The organism is Gluconacetobacter asukensis (genome assembly GCF_014174375.1).
Taxonomy (GTDB): domain Bacteria; phylum Pseudomonadota; class Alphaproteobacteria; order Acetobacterales; family Acetobacteraceae; genus Gluconacetobacter; species Gluconacetobacter asukensis.
Window position 1 is genome coordinate 203,155 of the sequence record NZ_JABEQE010000003.1, and the last position, 16,699, is coordinate 219,853.

The following is a 16,699-nucleotide window of genomic DNA, read 5'->3' on the forward strand; positions in this document are numbered from 1 at the left end:
CATGTTGCAGACCGGTTTTTCCGATGCCGTCCTTCCCGCCGATGGCGTCCTGGCCATCCTGGTGTCCGAGGACGGGCCACGTCCGGCCACCTATCTTGCCGCCGACCGGGCGACCGGCGGCGCGCTGGAGCGCGCGGTCGGCGCCGCGTCGTTCACGTTCGGTGCCGGCCGGACCTGCATGTTGCTGGCCCCCGGCGGCGGGTTCGACCGTATTCTGCTGGTCGGGCTGGGCAAGGTGGCCGAGATCGGCGCCCGCACCGTTGAGAACGCGGCCGGCGCCGCCGTCACGGCGCTGGGCAAGCTGGCTGCTGCGGCGCGGATCGCGGCCGATGGCGTGGCACCCGCGCTGGTGGCCCATGTCGCCCAGGGTGCGACGCTCGCCGCCTTTCGCTTCGACAGCTACCATACCCGCCTGCCCGAGGATGCGCGCTGGCGGCTGACGGAGATCACGATCCTGACCCCGGCCGCCGCCCAGGCGGAGGCGGCGTGGGCGGACCTGTCCGCCGTGGCGCGGGGTGTCTATCTGGCGCGCGATCTGGTCAGCGAGCCGGCGAACGTCCTGCGTCCGCCCGAATTCGCGACCCGGATCGAGGCGCTGCGCGAACTGGGGGTGGCGGTCGAGATCCTGGATCGGGATGCGATGGCCGAGCTGGGCTTCGGCGCGCTGCTGGGGGTGGCGCAGGCCAGCGATGCCCCGCCGCGCACGGTGCTGATGCGCTGGAACGGCGCCGGCGATGATTCGGCGCCGCTGGCCTTTATCGGCAAGGGCGTGACCTTCGATTCCGGTGGAATCTCGATCAAGCCGGCGGCCGGCATGGAGGAGATGAAGACCGACATGGCCGGCGCGGCCGCCGTGGTGGGGCTGATGGCGGCGCTGGCCGGCCGCAAGGCGCGGGTCAATGTCGTGGGTGCGGTCGGGCTGGTGGAGAACATGCTGGCCGGCAATGCCCAGCGGCCGGGCGACGTGGTGCGGACCTATTCCGGCCAGACGGTCGAGGTGATCAATACCGATGCCGAGGGGCGGCTCGTGCTGGCCGACGTGCTGTGGTACGTGCAGGAGCGGTTCAAGCCGCGCCTGATGGTCGATCTGGCCACGCTGACGGGCGCGATCGTCGTTGGGCTGGGGCATGAATATGCCGGGCTGTTCTCGAACGATGACGCGCTGGCCGGGCGGCTGGCCGCGGCGGGCGAGGAAACGGGCGAGCTTCTGTGGCGCATGCCGCTGTCCGATGCCTATCGCGACGCGCTGCGCTCGGACATCGCGGATTTCAAGAATGTCGGCGGGCGGCCGGGCGGGTCGATCACGGCGGCCAAGTTCCTGGAACATTTCGTCAATCAGGTGCCGTGGGCGCATCTGGACATTGCCGGCACCGCCTGGGCGCGGAAGACCGTGCATTGCACGCCCAAGGGAGCCACGGGTTTCGGCGTGCGTCTGCTGGAGCGCTTCGTGCGGGAAAACCACGAGGGTTGAGGCGGGATCGCGGCGCGCCATGGCGGAAATCGGCTTCTATCACCTGACGCGGACCAGCGTCGACCAGGCGCTGCCGGCCCTGCTGGGCCGGACGCTGGAGGCCGGGCGGCGTGCCGTGCTGCGCTGTGGCGACGCGCAGCGGGTCAAGGCGATGGACGAGGCCCTGTGGCGCGCCACCGATCCGGTCTGGCTGCCGCATGGCAGTGCCGCGATGGGGCACGGGCCGTTGCAGCCCATATGGCTGACGGCCGGGGACGATGTGCCGAACGGGGCGACCTATCTGTTCCTGATCGACGGGGTGAACTGTCCGGACGCGGCCGCGTTCGAGCGGGTGTTCGACCTGTTCGATGGAGGCGACCCGGAGGCCGTGGAAGCGGCCCGCCGGCGGTGGACCAGTGCCCGCGAGGCCGGGCACACGCTTGTCTACTGGCGGCAGCAGGCAAAAGGATGGACCCGAGGGGCGCGCTGAGCCTGACCGCAAATGCGCGCTGGTGGCGATCCGACGTGCGGTCGGACTCTGAGGGTGGCTTTCGCGCATGGCAGCACAGAATCTGTGAGGAGGACCGCGCGGCATGGTCAATTCCGTCATGTTTCCGGGTGGTGCGCGCGTGCCGGCGCTGGGCATGGGGACCTGGGCGCTGGGCGACAGTGCCGAGCGCCGGACGCAGGAGATCGCCAGCCTGCGGCTGGGGCTGGATCTGGGGTTGCGGGTGGTCGATACCGCCGAGATATACGGGACCGGGCGGTCGGAACGGCTGGTGGGCGAGGCGATCGCCGGCCGGCGGGATGAGGTCTTTCTGGTCACGAAGGTGCTGCCGTCCAATGCCTCGCGCGCCGGGGTGGCAGCCAGTTGCCGGGCGTCGCTGCGGCGGCTGGGCACCGATCGGATCGATCTGTACCTGCTGCACTGGCGGGGGGCCGTGCCGCTGGGCGAGACGATCGGGGCCTTCGAGCGGCTGAAGCGGGAAGGGCTGATCGGCGCGTGGGGTGTATCGAATTTCGATGTCGGGGATCTGGATGACCTGGCGCGCGTCGCCTCGCCCGATCCCTGTGCCGCCAACCAGATCCTCTACAGCCTGGATTATCGCGGGGTGGAATTCGATCTGCTGGAGGCGGACCGGCGCCGGTCGATCGTGACCATGGCCTATTCCCCGCTGGGACAGGGCGGGAACCTGCTGCACCAGCCGGTGCTGGCGCGGATCGCAGGTCGGCACGAGACCAGCCTGGGGCCGGCGACGCCCGCCCAGGTGGCGCTGGCCTGGGTGCTGCGGCAGCCGGGCATGCTGGCGATTCCCAAGGCGGGCAGCCCGCGGCATCAGCGCGAGAACGTGGCGGCCACCGAACTGGTGCTGACATCGGAGGATCTGGCGGCGATCGACCGGTCGATCCCGCCGCCGCGACGCAAGGTCCCCCTCGCCATGATCTGAGCGGCGTGGTTTGATGGCGGTTCGATCGGACCCGTGATTCGGGGATGGGGCCATCCTGCCGCTGTTTCTCATGCTTGTGCTGTCGGTGCTGCTGCTGGACGGCCTGATGCCCCGGTTCGCGGTGCCGCAGGCGGCCCGCGCGGGGTGGGGGCTGGCCCTTGTGCTGGCACTGGCGATGGCCGTCCTTCCTCCGGGCCCGGTGTCGGTTCCGGAAGCGGGGGCGATGGCCCTGTTGCGCGTCGATGCGCTGTCCTTGCCATTCGTGCTGATCCTGTCGGTGGCCGGCCTGGCCTCGGGCGAGCGGACGCCGGTGCTGGCCGGCGCGGCGCTGACGGTCGGCACCGGCAATCCCCTCCTGTTTTCGATCGGCGCGGCGGCCTTGTTGCCGCTTCTGTGGGCTCGGGGTGCCGTGCCGCGTGCCATGGTGGCCTGGGGGAGTGTCGGGGTGGCGACGGCGACCGCCCTGCTGGCGGGTTCGGGCGGCTGGCGGCTGATCGTGCTGCCGGTTCCGGCACTGGTGGCGGCCGCGGCGCTGATGGGGCTGTCGCTGCGGCCGCTGTCTGGCGCACGGCATGGCGCGCCTGTCGGGGTTGGGCATCTGGCGGGGATGGTGGCCGGGCTCTGCCTTGCCGTGCGCATGCTGGTCGACTGGCCCGGGGGGGCGGTCGGCGCCTTCTGGGGGGGCGCGCTGGTCGTTGTGGGGTTGATGCTGGCCCTGGTGGCGTGTGGACGCGCCCTGAGCGCGCGCGATGCGGGCCGTGTGATGGCCGGCATGCTGGGGGGCTGGGGTGGCTTGGCGCTGCTGCTGGTCGGGCTGGTGGTGACCGGGCGGGCGGATGACCTGCCCTTGCTGGCGCTGGGGGCGTTCCGTGCCCTGATGCTGCTGATGGGTGGGGTCGGGTTGGCGTTTCTGGCCGCGATCCTGACATTGGCGCGGATTGCCGAGGCGGCGGGTTCGCTGGGGCTGATGCGTGCCGGGGGGCTGGCGGCCCTGATGCCGAAGGCGTCGGGCATGCTGGCCCTGGCGCTGGCCGGGGCGTGCGCCCTGCCGCCGTCGGGCGGGTTTGCGGTGGCGTGGCTGCTGGTCCAGTCGCTGCTGGCGCTGCCGCGTGCCGAAGGGCTGGCGGGCGCGATGCCGTTGCTGGCATCGCTGGCCGGAGTCGGGCTGGTCGGCGGGTTGTTGATCCTGGCGGCGGTGCGTCTGTTATCCTGCCTGGTTCTGGGGCGGCCGCGCACGCCGCGCGCGGCCGGGGCGACCGACCCCGCGACGGGAAAGCTGGCGGCGCCGGTCGCGTGCCTGGGGGGGAGTGCGGTCATGGTGCTCGTGCCCGGAATCTGGCTGTGGCTGACGCGCGGCGCGGGGTGGGACATTGCCGGCCTGCGCGGGATGATTCCATCGGGTGCGCGGCCGGACTGGCTGGTTCTGGCGGCGCCGGGTGGTGGCGGGGTGCTGTATCCGATCGGCATTGTGGCGCTGTTGGGGCTGGCGGGCGCCGGTGTGCTGGCATTGTCGCGTCTGGCCGGCACGGTGGCGTCGCGCCCGGTGGCGGCCTGGACCGAAGGGGCGCCGCCTTCGCCGCCGTGGATGCCGTTCGGCGAGCCGGCGGCGCAGGCCGGGCCGGCACAGTTTGCCGGTGCGCTGGCGTGGGGCCTGGGGGGTGGATGGCCCCTGCGGCGCACTGTACGGCGGATGGCGCGCAGGGTACGGGATGCGGGTCGTCGCATGCTGGCGCTGACGGAGGGGGGCGTGGCCTGGGCGTCGCGCCATGCCATGGGGCTGGTGCTGCTGTGGCTGGCCGTGGCGGCGCTGGTCCGGATGTGGGGCCGTTCGTGATGGTGTCGTGGGCGATGATGTCGGCCGGGATCGTGGGATGCGCGCTGCTGGCGGTGCATCTGGTGCTGATGGTCGCCTGCGCGCCGCTGGCGCGGGGGCTTCTGGCGGCCGGCATGGCCTGGGCGGGCAGTACCGAGCGTGTCCCGGTGCTGGCGCGCTGGCGGCTGATCCGGTCCTGCGCGCGCCGGCATGGGGTGCGCGCTGCCGGCGTGGCCGAGATTGCGCCGGCGATGACGCTGGCGACTGTGCTGGCCGCCTGTGCGCTCGTGCCCTCCTTCGCGCTCGGCCTGCCGGGAAGCGGGCTTTCGGACCTGCTGACGGTTTCGGGGCTGCTGGTGCTGGCGCGTCTGCTGCCGCTGCTGGCGGCATTGGCGCCGGGCGGCGCACGGGCCGGGTTGGCGTCGGCCGGAGGCGTGGGCGCCCTGGCGGCGATGCAGGCGGTTTTTCCGCTGGCGGTGGCGGCGGCAATCATGGCGACCGGGCATGGGGGGATCGATGCCCTGCTGGCGCGGCTGCGCGACCCCGATCCGGGGGGCGGGCGGGTGTCGGCGATGTTGCTGGCCGTCGCCCTGTTGCTGGCCGGGCCGGATATCGGCCCCGGCGATGATGCGCGCGCGGCGGACATGATGGTCGATCTGGGCGGACGCGGCCGTGCCGCCATGGAACTGGCACGGGATCTGGGGCTGATCGCCTGGATCACGCTGGCGGGGGATCTGGCCTGGCCGGGTGGGCTGGCGATGCCGCGGGACGGGGCGCTGTTGCCGGCGGCTGCATCGCTGCCGGGTGCCGTGGCGGCATGGCTGGCGCGGACGGGGGTGATCTGTGCCGGCATCGTCGCGGCGCGGGTGGTGGTGATGGCCTCGGCGCGCGGGGCGCGCGGCCGGCTGGTGCTGGCGCTGCTGTTCGCGGCGCTGGCGGTCGTGGTGCTGTTCGCGGATCAGGAGGTCGCGTGATGGGATCGCCGCTTCCCGGCCTGCTGATTGCCGCCTCGGTCGTGCTGTCGGGCTTGCGCTGGGCCTTGCCCTGGCAGGCCGGGCTGGTGGTGCTGACATTGCTGGCGGCGGCGCTGGATGTCGACGCGCCGGTGCGTCCCTGTCTGGCGGCCCTGTTCGTGGTGGCGGGGACGGCGCCGCTGGTATGGGGGCTGGCGCGGCTGGAGGATCGGCCGCCGGTGCCGGCGGAGCGGATATCGGGGGTGGGCGGCGGCCTGATGCTGACGATCCTGGCCGTGCTGGCGGTGCCGCGCGGCCTGATCGACGCCGTGACGCGGCCGGACCTGATTGCGGCGCTGGTGGCCATTCTGTGCGGTGTGCTGGCGGCCGCGGTCCGTCGTTCGGTGGTGGGGCAGTGCGTGGGGCTGGCGGCGGCCCTGAACGGATTGATGCTGCTCGCCGGGCTGGCCGGGCGGGACGCGGTGCTGGCGGGGGCTGTGGCATTGCAGGCGGCGCTGCTGGTGGTGGCCTTTGTCTGCCTGCGCCGGATTGCCTGGGGGCGGGAACCGACGTGAGCATTCCGCCTGTTTCGCTGCCGGTTTCCCTGCCGGTGCTGATGCCGCTGGCGCTGTGCTGGCCGTTCCTGTCGATGGGGGTGCTGGCGGCCTGCTCGCCGGCCTCGGCGCGGGCGGCGGGGATGGGTCTGTCGGCGGTCGGGCTGGGGCTGGCCGCCCTGGCGGTGGCGTTGCGGAGCGTCTGGCCGGCGACGCCCTTTGCCGTGCCGCCCGGCGCGTTGGGACTTCTGCTGCCGTTGCCGCTGCTGGCGCTGTTTCTGGCCTGTCTGTCGGCCGACATGGCGCCGGGACGGCGGGGGGCGGGCGTGCTGATGCATGGGTTGGCCGGTGGCGCGGCCGTTGCCACCGCCTGCGCCGATCCGCTGTCGGGCGCGGTCGCGGTTGGTGGGGTGGCGATGCTGGTGGCGCTGGCGACCGCCGTGACGCGTGGCGCGGCACGGGCGGGGTGGGATCTTTTTCGTCTCAGCCTGTCCGGCATCCTGCTGGCCGTGCCGGGTGCCGCGCTGCTGGCGGCGTCTGACGCGGCGGGACGGCTGGAAGGGCTGGGCGGCCTGTTGCTGACGGTCGGGCTGGGGACTGTCGCGGGGCTGGGGCCTGCCGCCCCGGTCGTGCTGGCGGCCGGGGATGCGGTGGCGCCCATGGCCCTGGCGCCGGTCATGACCGCGATCCCGGTGCTGCGTCATCTGGCGCAGGGCCAGGACCGGATAGGGGTGATGGCGCTGGGGCTGGTGACGCTGTGGCTGATGGCGCTTTCCATCCGCGTGGCGCCCCCGGAGCGGCGGGGCCGGTTGTCGGTCGGGTTGATGATCGGCCTGGCGGCGGTAGCGGCCGGAGCGGGTGGCGGTGCCGGTCAGGCGGGATTGGTGGCGCTGCTGCTGTCGGTCGCGCTGATGGGGCCGCTGGCGCGGCAGGCGGGACCCGGCCGGCGTGGGCCGTGGGAGGGGGGCATTGCGCCCTTGATCCATTCGCCGTTCCTGCCGTTCGGGGGACTGGTGCTGACGCTGGTCGCGCTGGGCGATGCAGCGCCGATTCTGGTGCTGCCGGTGGCGGTCGGGGTGGTGGTCGGCAGCCCGCTGCCTGTCGGTGGCGCGGTCCGGATGGGCTGGCTGGGACGGGGCGTGACCGCCATGCTGCTGGGCGGTCTGGTGGTGCTGGTGCTGCGAGGGTGGCGATGATCCGCGCCGAGCCCGATCCGGCCCCGCGTACGGCCGCCGCGCTGATCAGGCGCGGAGAGGCTGAAGCCGGCGGGTGGCGCTTTCGGCTGGAGGAGGAAGGCTGGCACGATCTGGCCGAGGCGCTGCGGCATGACCCGCTGCCGTTCGTGACCCTGTGGGCCGATGGGCGGGATGTGCATGCCCTGTTCCTGGAGGGGGGCGAGCGCCCGTTGGTGGCGAGCGTCGAACCCTATGGCGGGCGCTATCTGGGCCTGTCCCCGGAGCGTCCGGCGGCGGCGCCGTTCGAGCGTTGCGTGCAGGATCTGTGGGGGTTTTCGGCGATGGAGGCGCGGGATGTGCGTCCATGGCTGGACCATGGGCTCTGGACCGCGACCTGGCCGCTGAGTGCGCGGCCGGGGCCGGCCGCCTGGCCGCCCGACCCGCCGGATTTTCGGCCGGTGCCGGGCGAATGCATGATCCTGGGCAGCGGGCCGGCCGATGGCGGGCACCATACGCCTGCCCATCTGCGCCTGGCGGTGGATGGCGGGGGCGTGGTCGGGCAGGCGGAATGGCGGCTGGGTTATGCGCATCGTGGGGTGGTGGCCCGGCTGGTGGGGCTGGATGCCGATGCTGCGGTGCGGTTGGCCGGACGGGCCGCCGCCGGGGCGTCGGTCGCCCATCAATCGGCGTTGTGCCGGGCGATCGAGGTGGCGGCGGGGCAGGCTGCCGATGCCGCCACCGTGCGCACGCGCGTGCTTCTGGCGGAAATCGAGCGGGCGGCGACGCATCTGCATGATCTGTCGCGCGTGGCGCGGGCGGCCGGAGGGGCGGCTCTGGCGGCGGAATGCGAGCGGCTGCGCGAGGCGATCCTGGACCAGTGCGGCCGGATCGGCGGCCACCGGCTGCTGATGGACCGGGTTTGCCCTGGTGGAGCGGGCGATCCGGCGATGGACGACGCGGCCGTTTCCATTGGCGGCCGGGTGGCGGATCTGCTGGAGGCCGGCCGGGCCGCGCTGATGCGCGGTCGGGGGTGGCCGGGGCTGGAGGCGCGCATGGCCGGGGTGGGCGTGCTGGAGCAGTCGGCGGCGCGGGCGCTGGGCGTGGGGGGCGTCGTGGGCCGGGCGTCGGCGCGCGAGGAGGATCTGCGGCGGCTGGTGCCGGGCTATCGGCGCGAATGGCTGGATAGCGGCGTGCGGCGCGGTGGCGATGTGGCGGCGCGCATCGACCTTCGGCTGACGGAGCTGGGCGGCGTCGCGCGGCTGTTGCGGGCGGCGGCCGGCAGCATGCCGGATGCCGGGTGGAAACCGCAGGCGGTCGGTGAGGGAGTCGGCTTTGCCGAGGGGCCGCGCGGCGCGGTGTGGTATTGGGTTCGTATGGTCGATGGCTGTGTTGCGGCGGCGCATGCGTGCGACCCCGCGCTGGCCCAGGCCTGTGCGCTGGAGCATGTGCTGGCCGGGGCGCAGGCCGAGGATGTGGGGATGATCGTGCACTCGTTCGGCCTCTCGGCCGCGGGCGCGGACCTGTAGGGAGGCGATTCTTGGCGCTGCTGCGTGCGATTCTGGCGCGGGGAGTCCGGCCTGCCATCCGCCTGCCGACCGTGGGGCCGATGGCGGTGTTTCACGTGGATACAGGCGGGTGCGAGGGATGCGCGATGGAGGTCTCGGCGCTGGACGGGGCGGCCTATGCGCTGCCGGCGACGGGCCTGCGTTTCGTGACGACGCCGCGCCTGGCCGATGTGCTGCTGGTGACCGGGCCGCTGACCCGCGCCATGGCCCCGGTGCTGGAGGCGGCATGGCATGCCATGCCCGACCCGAGGGCGCTGGTGGCGGTGGGGGCCTGTGCGATCGATGGCGGCCCGTTTGGGGAGAATTATGCCGTTCTGGGCGGGCTGGAGGGCCGGGCGCCGCTGGATGCGTCGATCCCCGGCTGTCCGCCTTCGCCGGCGTCCATCGTCGCCGGGCTGGCGGCGTTGCTGGGGGCCTCCGGATTGTCTTCCTCGGCCTGAAGAGCCAGAGCCTCCTGCTTCAGGCGGTGGAAGCTGCGGCGGCTGAGGGGGAGCAGGGCGATGTAGATCACGCCCGCGGCGGCCAGGGCGCCCCACGGGTCGGCGACCAGTACGGCGGCATAGGCGCCCGTGCCCAGCATCAGCGGCAGCACATAGGCCGATGGGACCTTGAAATTCTTGAACGACCAGACGGGCAGCGTGGAGACCAGCAGGAACGCGGTGAAGCTGAGCGTCAGCGCCGGCAGGATGGGCAGGCGGGTCAGGTCGTAGATCTGGTTCCAGCCCAGCTTGTGGGCCTCCAGGCCCAGGAACAGCGGAAACATCGCCAGTCCAGCCCCGGCGGGGGCCGGGACGCCGGTGAAGAAATTGCTGGCGTATTGGGGCTTTTCGGTATCGTCCAGGCTGGCGTTGAAGCGCGCCAGGCGCAGCGCCATGCAGACCGTGAACATGATGCAGGGCAGGTAGCCGTAGCGCCCGGCATCGCGCAGCGCCCACAGATACAGGACGAAGCCCGGCGCCACGCCGAAACACAGGAAATCGGACAGGCTGTCGAATTCCGCGCCGAAGCGGCTGGTGCCGCGCAGCAGGCGGGCGATGCGGCCGTCCAGCCCGTCGATGCACGCGGCGATCAGCAATGCCACCGCCGCGTCGCCGAACCGTCCGTCCAGCGCGAAGCGCATGCCCGTCAGCCCCGCGCACAGGCCCAGCATCGTCATGATGTTGGGGATCAGCCGGTTGAAGGACGGGCCGCGAACGCGGGGCCGTCGTCTGCGAATCAGCCGGCGGCGCCGCCGCGGCGTGGCCGGGGCGGAGGAGGGGGGCGTGTCGGGCAGGGCCATCGGGGTCAGAGACGCGCCATGACCGTTTCGCCGCCGATCATGGTCTGGCCGGCCGAGACCAGTGGTTCCACGCCCGGGGGCAGGTACAGGTCGGTGCGCGAACCGAAGCGGATCAGGCCGAAGCGCTCGCCGGCTTCATAGGTCATGCCTTCCTCGGCATCGCACAGGATGCGCCGGGCGATCAGGCCCGCGATCTGCACCACCGCCAAGTTGCGCCCGTCTTCCAGCGTCAGGCGCAGGGCATTGCGTTCGTTGAGGTCGGACGCCTTGTCCAGGCTGGCGTTGAGGAACTGGCCGGGGTGATAGGCCACACGCGTCACGGTTCCGGCGGCGGGCATGCGGTTGACGTGCACGTCCAGCACCGACAGGAAGGTGGCGATGCGCCAGACCGGTGCGTCGCCCATGTCGAGCGATGCGGGGGGAGAGATCTTTTCCACCGACACCACGCGGCCGTCGGCGGGGGCCACCGCCAGATGCGGGTCGGCCGGCGGCACGCGCTCCGGATCGCGGAAGAAATAGAGGCAGAAACCGAAGAACAGCCCCGCCGCGTGGCTGAGCCAGCGGGCCGGGCGCCAGGGCAGGAGCCGGGCCGCCAGCGCGGTTGCACCCGACGCCAGGAGGAAGGGACGGGCGGCCGGATGCGGCCGCGCGAGGACGAGTTTGATGGACTGGATCAGGGACATGGATCGAGCTTCATGGGGTTTGCGGGGGGATGGGTCAAGCGTGGCGCCGGTGGGACACCAGTGTGGCATGGATCGGAGGGACGGTCAGCCGGGTTCGTAGATCCGTCGTGGCGCGCGGATCAGGGCCGGCGCGGTCAGGGCCGGAACGCCGGAATAGACGTCCTTGACCGCCTCGATGACGAAGACGCCGCCCAGTTGCGGCAGCAGCATGTGGCCGGCATTTTCGGCCAGCGTGCCGGCGCGCCGGTGCCGGGCCCCGGGCGGGGGCATGAATAGCGCGCCGTCATGCCGTTCGGCGCACAGGAAGGCCTGCGACAGGCGCCGCGTGATCTGGCGGGCGGAAAAGGGCTCGCCCTGGCCGAAAGGCGTGCCGTCGGAATGGGCCCACCAGCCGGCGCGGTTGGGCACCACCAGCAGCAGGCGGCCATGATCCTTCATGACCTTCCATACCGAGCGGAGGAGGGCGTCGGGTCGTGGGGTGATTTCCAGTGCGTGGACCAGTAATACCCGGTCGAAGGACAGGTCGGGGAAGGGCAGGCGGTCTTCGGCCGCCAGGCAGTCGCGCACGCCCTCCGGCCTGAAGACGGGGGCGTCGCGGGTGACGGGTGTGTCCATCCGCGCCGAGATGCAGGGCGCGCCGTCCGGCCGGGCCCAGAGCGGCAGGAAGGGCAGCGTGTAGCCCAGCCCCAATATCCGGTCGTTGCCTGTATGGGGCCAGAACGCATGCAGGCGATGCCGCAGCAGCCGGGCGGTGTTCTCGCCCGCGCGGCCGGCATAGAATCTGGCTGCTGTGCAGATATCGTCTTGCATCAGGCCCGATTAGCACAAACTGTTGGATAATGGCGGGCCGCCCCGGAACCGCGTAGGAGACGGAGAGAGATCATGGTGCTTGCCATTCACCCGGTGCCGATCCTGGCCGACAATTATGCCTGGCTGCTGCGCGACGAGGAAAGCGGTGCCACGGCGCTGGTCGATCCGGCCGAGGAGGCGCCGCTGGTCGCGGCGGTGGAGCAGGCCGGGGGCCGGCTGGACCAGATTTTCCTGACGCATCATCATGCCGATCATGTGGCGGCGACCGATGCGCTGCGCAAGCGCTACGGTGCGATTGTGACCGGGGCGGCGGCCGATGCCTACCGGCTGCCGATGCTGGACCAGGCGGTGAATGACGGCGACGGCGTGACGCTGGGCGGGGCCATCGGCACCGTGATGGAGACGCCGGGCCATACGCGCGGGCATATCGCCTATTACTTTCCGCTGACCCCGGCGCTGTTCTGCGGCGACACGCTGTTCAGCCTGGGCTGTGGGCGGCTGTTCGAAGGCACGGCGGAAGAGATGTTCCAGTCCCTGCGCCGGATCGCCGCCCTGCCGGACGCGACGCTGATCTGCTGCGGGCATGAATATACGCAGTCCAACGCGCGCTTCGCGCTGGCGGTCGATCCCGACAATGAAGCGTTGCGCGAACGTGCCGCCGAGATCGACAGTCTGCGGGCCGAGGGACGGCCGACCGTGCCGGTGCGGCTGGGGGTGGAAAAACGCACCAATCCGTTCCTGCGCGCCCCCGACGTGGCGGCGTTCGCACGGCTGCGGCGGGAAAAGGACGGTTTTCGTTAACGGATCGTATAGCCTCCATCGACGACCAGGTTTTCGCCGTTGACCATCGCGGCGGCGTCGCTGACGAGGTAGGTGACCGCGCAGGCGATCTCGTCGGGCTGGGCGAAGCGGCCGGTGGGGACCTGGGCGCGGAAGGCGTCGCCGACGGGGCCGGACCAGACCTGCTTGCCGAGTTCGGTTTCGACCACCGTGGGCGAGATGGCGTTGGTCGTGACGCCGCGCGGGCCCCATTCGAGGGCGAGGGTCTTTGTCAGGCCGAGGATGCCGGCCTTGCTGGCTGCGTAGGCCGCGTGGCCCTCGAGCGCGACCAGGGCCGCCTGGGACGCGATATTCACGATCCGGCCGTAGCCGTTGGCGCACATCAGCGGGCCGAGGGCGCGCGCGAAGAGGAACGGCGCGCGCAGATTGATGGACAGGGTGGTGTCCCAGGCCTGGGTGCTGAGTTCGGCAGCCGGCGCGATCAGCGCGATTCCGGCGTTGTTGATCAGGATGCCGATCTTGCCGGCCTGCGCGATGGCTGAGTCGCAGGCGCGGGTGATGGCGGCTTCGTCGGTGACGTCGGCTTCGATGCCGATATGGCCGGACCCGAGGCGGGAGGCGGTCTCCCTGACGGTGGGGCTGCGGTCGACGAGGCAGAGGCGGGCGCCCTGCTCGGCCAGGCGTTGCGCGATGGCGAGGCCGATGCCCGACGCGCCGCCCGTGACCAGGGCGGTGCGGTTGCGCAGGGAGAAGAGTTCAGGAAACGGTTTCATGTTCGATTGTCCTTGGTGTGTCTTGAGGGTTCTGGATCGGTCTGTTCATTTGGCCAGGCTGGCGTGGGGCAGGGGGCGGACCGCCGGCGCCCTGGAAGATCGCCTTGCCCGGTCGAGTTCGGCCTGGAGGTCGGGCTCCAGGGTCAGGAACCAGGTCAGGATGGCGCTGAGCACGTAGATCGCGGCGTAGACCAGCATGACGCCGAAGATCCCGAATGAGGGCTCGACGAGATAGACCACGGCGGGGCCGATCCAGACGCTGGCGCCGGCGCCGAGATTGAGCAGCGACATGGCGGCGGGTTTGTCGTCCGGCGCGAGGTAGGGCATCAGCGCGGAAAGCGGGACATAGGCGGCCAGCGTCATGCCGTAGAGAGCCCCGGCGAACAGGGTCGGCATGATATGCTCGGGGCCGAACCAGGTGGGGCACCAGTAGAGCAGCATGGTGCTGACGGCCGAGCCGATGCCGCCGCCGATCATCACCGTGCCGCGCCAGCTCAGCCAGTCGCTGAGGATGCCGAACAGCAGGTTCCAGATCACGTTCGAGATGAAGATGGCCTGCAGGACCAGCAGCCACTGGCTGAGGGTGAAATGCAGGTCGTGCATGAAATAGATCGGCAGGCAGACGAGGAATCCGAATTCGGCGGAAGTGTCGATGGCGCGGACGATGCAGCCGATGCCGACTTTCGGCCGCTGCCAGGCGATGGAGAGCGAGGCGAACAGGGTCCGCAGCGGATGCTTTTCAGCGCCTGGGACATGCTGGTTGCCGTGGGGTTCGCGGATGCCTCGGAGGGCCATTGCGCCACCCAGGATGACCAGCAGCAGGGCCGTCCATAACGTATGGATTGAGCCGATCCAGGGAATGGTCGTTCGTGCGAACATCGAGCCCAGCGTGGGCATGCCGCCGGTGAAGCAGAACCAGAACCACCCGACGGCAGAGCCGAGGCGGCGTGGATGGACGGAGGTGACGACCCAGACCAGGAAGCCGAAGGCGAAGAGCGGGTAGCCGAATCCCCTGATGCCATAGAACAGGATCATCAGCGGGTAGGAGTTGGACGGCAGCGCGAAGGCCAGGAATCCGACCTGGAAGACGATCCAGATGGCCAGCCCGGTCATCATGACGCGGCGGGCGCCCCACAGGTCGGAAAGTGCGCCGGACAGCCAGGCGGAGATGGCGGCGCTGAGCCCGTAGATGGTGAAGAGCAGGGCGACATCATGTTCCGTCAGGCCCGTGCTGACGAGATAGGAGGAAAGATAGCCGCTTTCCACGCCGTCGCCGGACATGAAGATCAGCAGGCCGATGAAGCCCCATGCGAGTGATGGCGGCATGCCGATGCCGAGAAGCAGGCGCCCGATCGCCGTGCGCGGACGTTCCTCGGCGGGGATTTCGTCCTGGGGACGAACGGGATATGTCGTGATGGTTCCAGCCATTTTTGTTGCCCCGGTTTGGTGGCCCGCAGGCGTGGGCGCCCGCGGGCCGTGAAGGCATTCTTTTTTTATTTATGGTGACTGTATCGTCGGTATTTCTTGTTTTTTTGGTCCCTTTGGGCGTTCGGAGCCGCCCTTCAGGCTGGGTCGATTTTTGCCAGTTCTTCCGCCATCGTCTGCAGGATCAGGCAGCAGGAGGTCGCGCCGGCATCGAGGACGCCGCGCGAGCGCTCGCCGAGGCGGCTGGCGCGGCCGATGCGGGCGACGAGGTTGATGGTGGAATCGCGGCCTTTCTCGGCGGCGGCCGAGGTGGCGGCCAGGGCGGCTTTCAGCCCCTGTGCTTCGGCGGCGTGGCAGGCCCGGACGGCGGGGACGAGCGTGTCCATGAGCGTCTTGTCGCCGACATCGGCATTGCCCAGCGAGCGGATGCCGGCCTCGGCGCCGTCGAGCATGAGGCCGAATACCTTGGCGTCGATATAATCGGTGTTGGCGAGCGGCAGGGCCATGCCGGCGAAGAAGCGCCCATAGAGCGGGCCCATCGACCCGCCGATTCCGGCCAGGAGGGCGTCGGACAGGATCTGCAGGGCTTCCTGGAGCGGTGGCGGGTTGGCGCCGAGCGCCTGGCCGCAGCGTTCGAACCCCTTGGCCATGTTGATGCCGTGGTCGCCGTCGCCGATCTTGCCGTCGATTTCGCTCAGCCAGTCCCGGGCGCCGACGATCGCGTCGATCAGGGCGGGGATGACGGATCTGGTATCCGTTACGGGAATACCCTTGCCGGCGCTGTATTTTTCGGCGGTGAAGACATTTTCGACATCGGCCTGCGTCGCGGCGGCGATGGCGGGGGCTTCGACCGGTGGCGCCGTGTAGAAGGTGCCGATGCGGGTGAGGCCGATCGAGTGGGTGGGGTGGGACATCAGCCGGTCCAGCTCCGCATCGAGCTTCATGACCGTCAGGGTCGCGCCCTTCATTTCCAGCGAGGTGAAGAAATTGCCGACGAAACTGTGCCGGATTTCGATCCCGCGCTCTTTCATGATCTCCGCCACGTCGGCGAAGAGCACATAGAGTTCGATGATCGGGGTCGCGCCCAGGCCGGAGAGGAGGACGACGACATCGTCACCGGCCGAGAAGGGCAGGTCGCCCAGCACATGGTCGCACATCATGCGCGCGATCTCGTGCGAGCGTTCGAGCGGGCGCACTTCGACGCCCGGTTCGCCGTGATGCCCGATGCCGACTTCCATGGTCCCGGCGTCGATGGTGAAGTTCGGGTGGCCGTTGGCGACGATCGTGCAGGGCGACAGGCCGACCCCGATGGAGCGGGTGTTGTCGATGGCCTTCTGCGCGGCCGCCAGGACCTCCTCGAGCGAGCCGCCTTCTTCCGCGCGGGCACCGCCGGCCTTCCACATCAGGATTTCGCCGGCGACGCCGCGCCGGCGGCCGGCATCGCCCCTGGGCGCGGAGGCGACGTCGTCATTCGCGACGACCGATCCGACCGTGATGCCTTCCCTGGCGGCGTCGCTCATGGCGAGGCGCACATTCATGGTGTCGCCGGCATAATTGCCGAACAGGCAGGCGACGCCCGCCCCCATGTCGGCGACGCGCATGGCATCCAGGAAGCTCGCGGCGGTGGGGGACGAGAAGATCTCGCCGATGGCGGCGGCATCGAGCATGCCGGTGCCCACGTACCCGAGGAAGGCCGGCTCGTGACCCGAGCCGCCGCCCGTGATGACGCCGACTTTCCGGACCGGGCTGCCTTCGCGGCGGCGGACGACGCGCGGATTGTCGGTCGCGGCCAGGATGTTCGGGTGGGCGAGCAGATACCCGCGGACGGCATCTTCGACGATGTGGTCTGGACTGTTGAAGATGCGGTCCAGCTTGGGAATGGAGCGGGACTTGGGATCGATAGTGTTCATGGGATTTCCCCGGGCTCGCGGGCGGTATGGGCCGCCCTGTCGTTTTTATGCGGATGGACCTGAACGAAACATTGGAATCAG

Annotated in this window: 15 protein-coding genes and 1 pseudogene; 10 read left to right on the forward strand and 6 right to left on the reverse strand. The window is 70.8% G+C overall.

Annotated elements, in window-relative coordinates:
- Position 1: 1 nt before the first annotated feature.
- The 9 genes and pseudogenes from HLH35_RS05200 to HLH35_RS05240 all read left to right on the forward strand — a co-directional run.
- The gene (locus HLH35_RS05200; RefSeq protein ID WP_182978126.1) at positions 2 to 1,471 is read left to right on the forward strand and encodes a leucyl aminopeptidase; all 1,470 of its coding nucleotides are present in this window, start codon (positions 2 to 4) and stop codon (positions 1,469 to 1,471) included.
- A 19-nt stretch (positions 1,472 to 1,490) separates the two neighbouring features.
- Entirely contained in the window at positions 1,491 to 1,940 is a 450-nt protein-coding gene (locus tag HLH35_RS05205) for a DNA polymerase III subunit chi (protein ID WP_182978127.1), read from the forward strand.
- A gap of 103 nt (positions 1,941 to 2,043) precedes the next feature.
- Positions 2,044 to 2,898, forward strand: a complete 855-nt coding sequence (locus tag HLH35_RS05210; protein ID WP_182978128.1) for an aldo/keto reductase — start codon at positions 2,044 to 2,046, stop codon at positions 2,896 to 2,898.
- A gap of 70 nt (positions 2,899 to 2,968) precedes the next feature.
- Positions 2,969 to 4,732: a hypothetical protein gene (locus tag HLH35_RS05215; protein WP_182978129.1), complete on the forward strand. Its 1,764-nt coding sequence runs from the start codon at positions 2,969 to 2,971 to the stop codon at positions 4,730 to 4,732.
- Positions 4,729 to 5,685, forward strand: a complete 957-nt coding sequence (locus tag HLH35_RS05220) for a hypothetical protein (protein WP_182978130.1) — start codon at positions 4,729 to 4,731, stop codon at positions 5,683 to 5,685. Before HLH35_RS05215 ends, HLH35_RS05220 begins: the two co-directional genes overlap by 4 nt.
- Positions 5,685 to 6,239, forward strand: coding sequence for a hypothetical protein (locus tag HLH35_RS05225; protein ID WP_182978239.1), 555 nt, complete (start codon positions 5,685 to 5,687; stop codon positions 6,237 to 6,239). The genes HLH35_RS05220 and HLH35_RS05225 overlap by 1 nt, the downstream gene beginning before the upstream one ends.
- A complete protein-coding gene (locus HLH35_RS05230) occupies positions 6,236 to 7,414 on the forward strand; it encodes a hypothetical protein (protein WP_246384855.1) in 1,179 nt (392 codons plus the stop codon). The genes HLH35_RS05225 and HLH35_RS05230 overlap by 4 nt, the downstream gene beginning before the upstream one ends.
- Positions 7,411 to 8,919 carry an NADH-quinone oxidoreductase subunit D-related protein gene (locus HLH35_RS05235; RefSeq protein ID WP_182978131.1) on the forward strand — a complete coding sequence of 503 codons (1,509 nt, stop codon included), beginning with the start codon at positions 7,411 to 7,413 and terminating at the stop codon, positions 8,917 to 8,919. The genes HLH35_RS05230 and HLH35_RS05235 overlap by 4 nt, the downstream gene beginning before the upstream one ends.
- An 11-nt stretch (positions 8,920 to 8,930) precedes the next feature.
- Positions 8,931 to 9,371: pseudogene (locus tag HLH35_RS05240) on the forward strand (NADH-quinone oxidoreductase subunit B family protein); the annotation flags it as partial.
- On the opposite strand, the gene HLH35_RS05245 reads toward HLH35_RS05240, so the two are convergent.
- From HLH35_RS05245 to HLH35_RS05255, 3 genes are all read right to left on the reverse strand, one after another.
- Positions 9,263 to 10,237, reverse strand: coding sequence for a CDP-alcohol phosphatidyltransferase family protein (locus HLH35_RS05245; protein ID WP_246384856.1), 975 nt, complete (start codon positions 10,235 to 10,237; stop codon positions 9,263 to 9,265). The pseudogene HLH35_RS05240 and the gene HLH35_RS05245 overlap by 109 nt on opposite strands.
- A gap of 5 nt (positions 10,238 to 10,242) precedes the next feature.
- Entirely contained in the window at positions 10,243 to 10,920 is a 678-nt protein-coding gene (locus HLH35_RS05250; RefSeq protein ID WP_246384857.1) for a phosphatidylserine decarboxylase, read from the reverse strand.
- Positions 10,921 to 11,004: 84 nt separating this feature from the next.
- Positions 11,005 to 11,730 carry a methyltransferase domain-containing protein gene (locus HLH35_RS05255; RefSeq protein WP_182978133.1) on the reverse strand — a complete coding sequence of 242 codons (726 nt, stop codon included), beginning with the start codon at positions 11,728 to 11,730 and terminating at the stop codon, positions 11,005 to 11,007.
- Positions 11,731 to 11,802: 72 nt separating this feature from the next.
- Between HLH35_RS05255 and gloB the strand changes: the two genes are divergently transcribed.
- Positions 11,803 to 12,531: a hydroxyacylglutathione hydrolase gene (gene gloB, locus HLH35_RS05260; RefSeq protein WP_182978134.1), complete on the forward strand. Its 729-nt coding sequence runs from the start codon at positions 11,803 to 11,805 to the stop codon at positions 12,529 to 12,531.
- Here gloB and HLH35_RS05265 read toward each other — a convergent pair.
- From HLH35_RS05265 to dhaL, 3 genes are all read right to left on the reverse strand, one after another.
- Positions 12,528 to 13,283 carry a GolD/DthD family dehydrogenase gene (locus tag HLH35_RS05265; protein ID WP_182978135.1) on the reverse strand — a complete coding sequence of 252 codons (756 nt, stop codon included), beginning with the start codon at positions 13,281 to 13,283 and terminating at the stop codon, positions 12,528 to 12,530. The genes gloB and HLH35_RS05265 overlap by 4 nt on opposite strands.
- A 45-nt stretch (positions 13,284 to 13,328) precedes the next feature.
- Positions 13,329 to 14,711, reverse strand: a complete 1,383-nt coding sequence (locus HLH35_RS05270) for an MFS transporter (RefSeq protein WP_182978136.1) — start codon at positions 14,709 to 14,711, stop codon at positions 13,329 to 13,331.
- Between the two features lie 134 nt (positions 14,712 to 14,845).
- Positions 14,846 to 16,618 (reverse strand): dihydroxyacetone kinase subunit DhaL, encoded by a 1,773-nt coding sequence (gene dhaL, locus HLH35_RS05275; RefSeq protein WP_182978137.1) that lies wholly within the window; start codon positions 16,616 to 16,618, stop codon positions 14,846 to 14,848.
- Positions 16,619 to 16,699 lie beyond the last annotated feature (81 nt).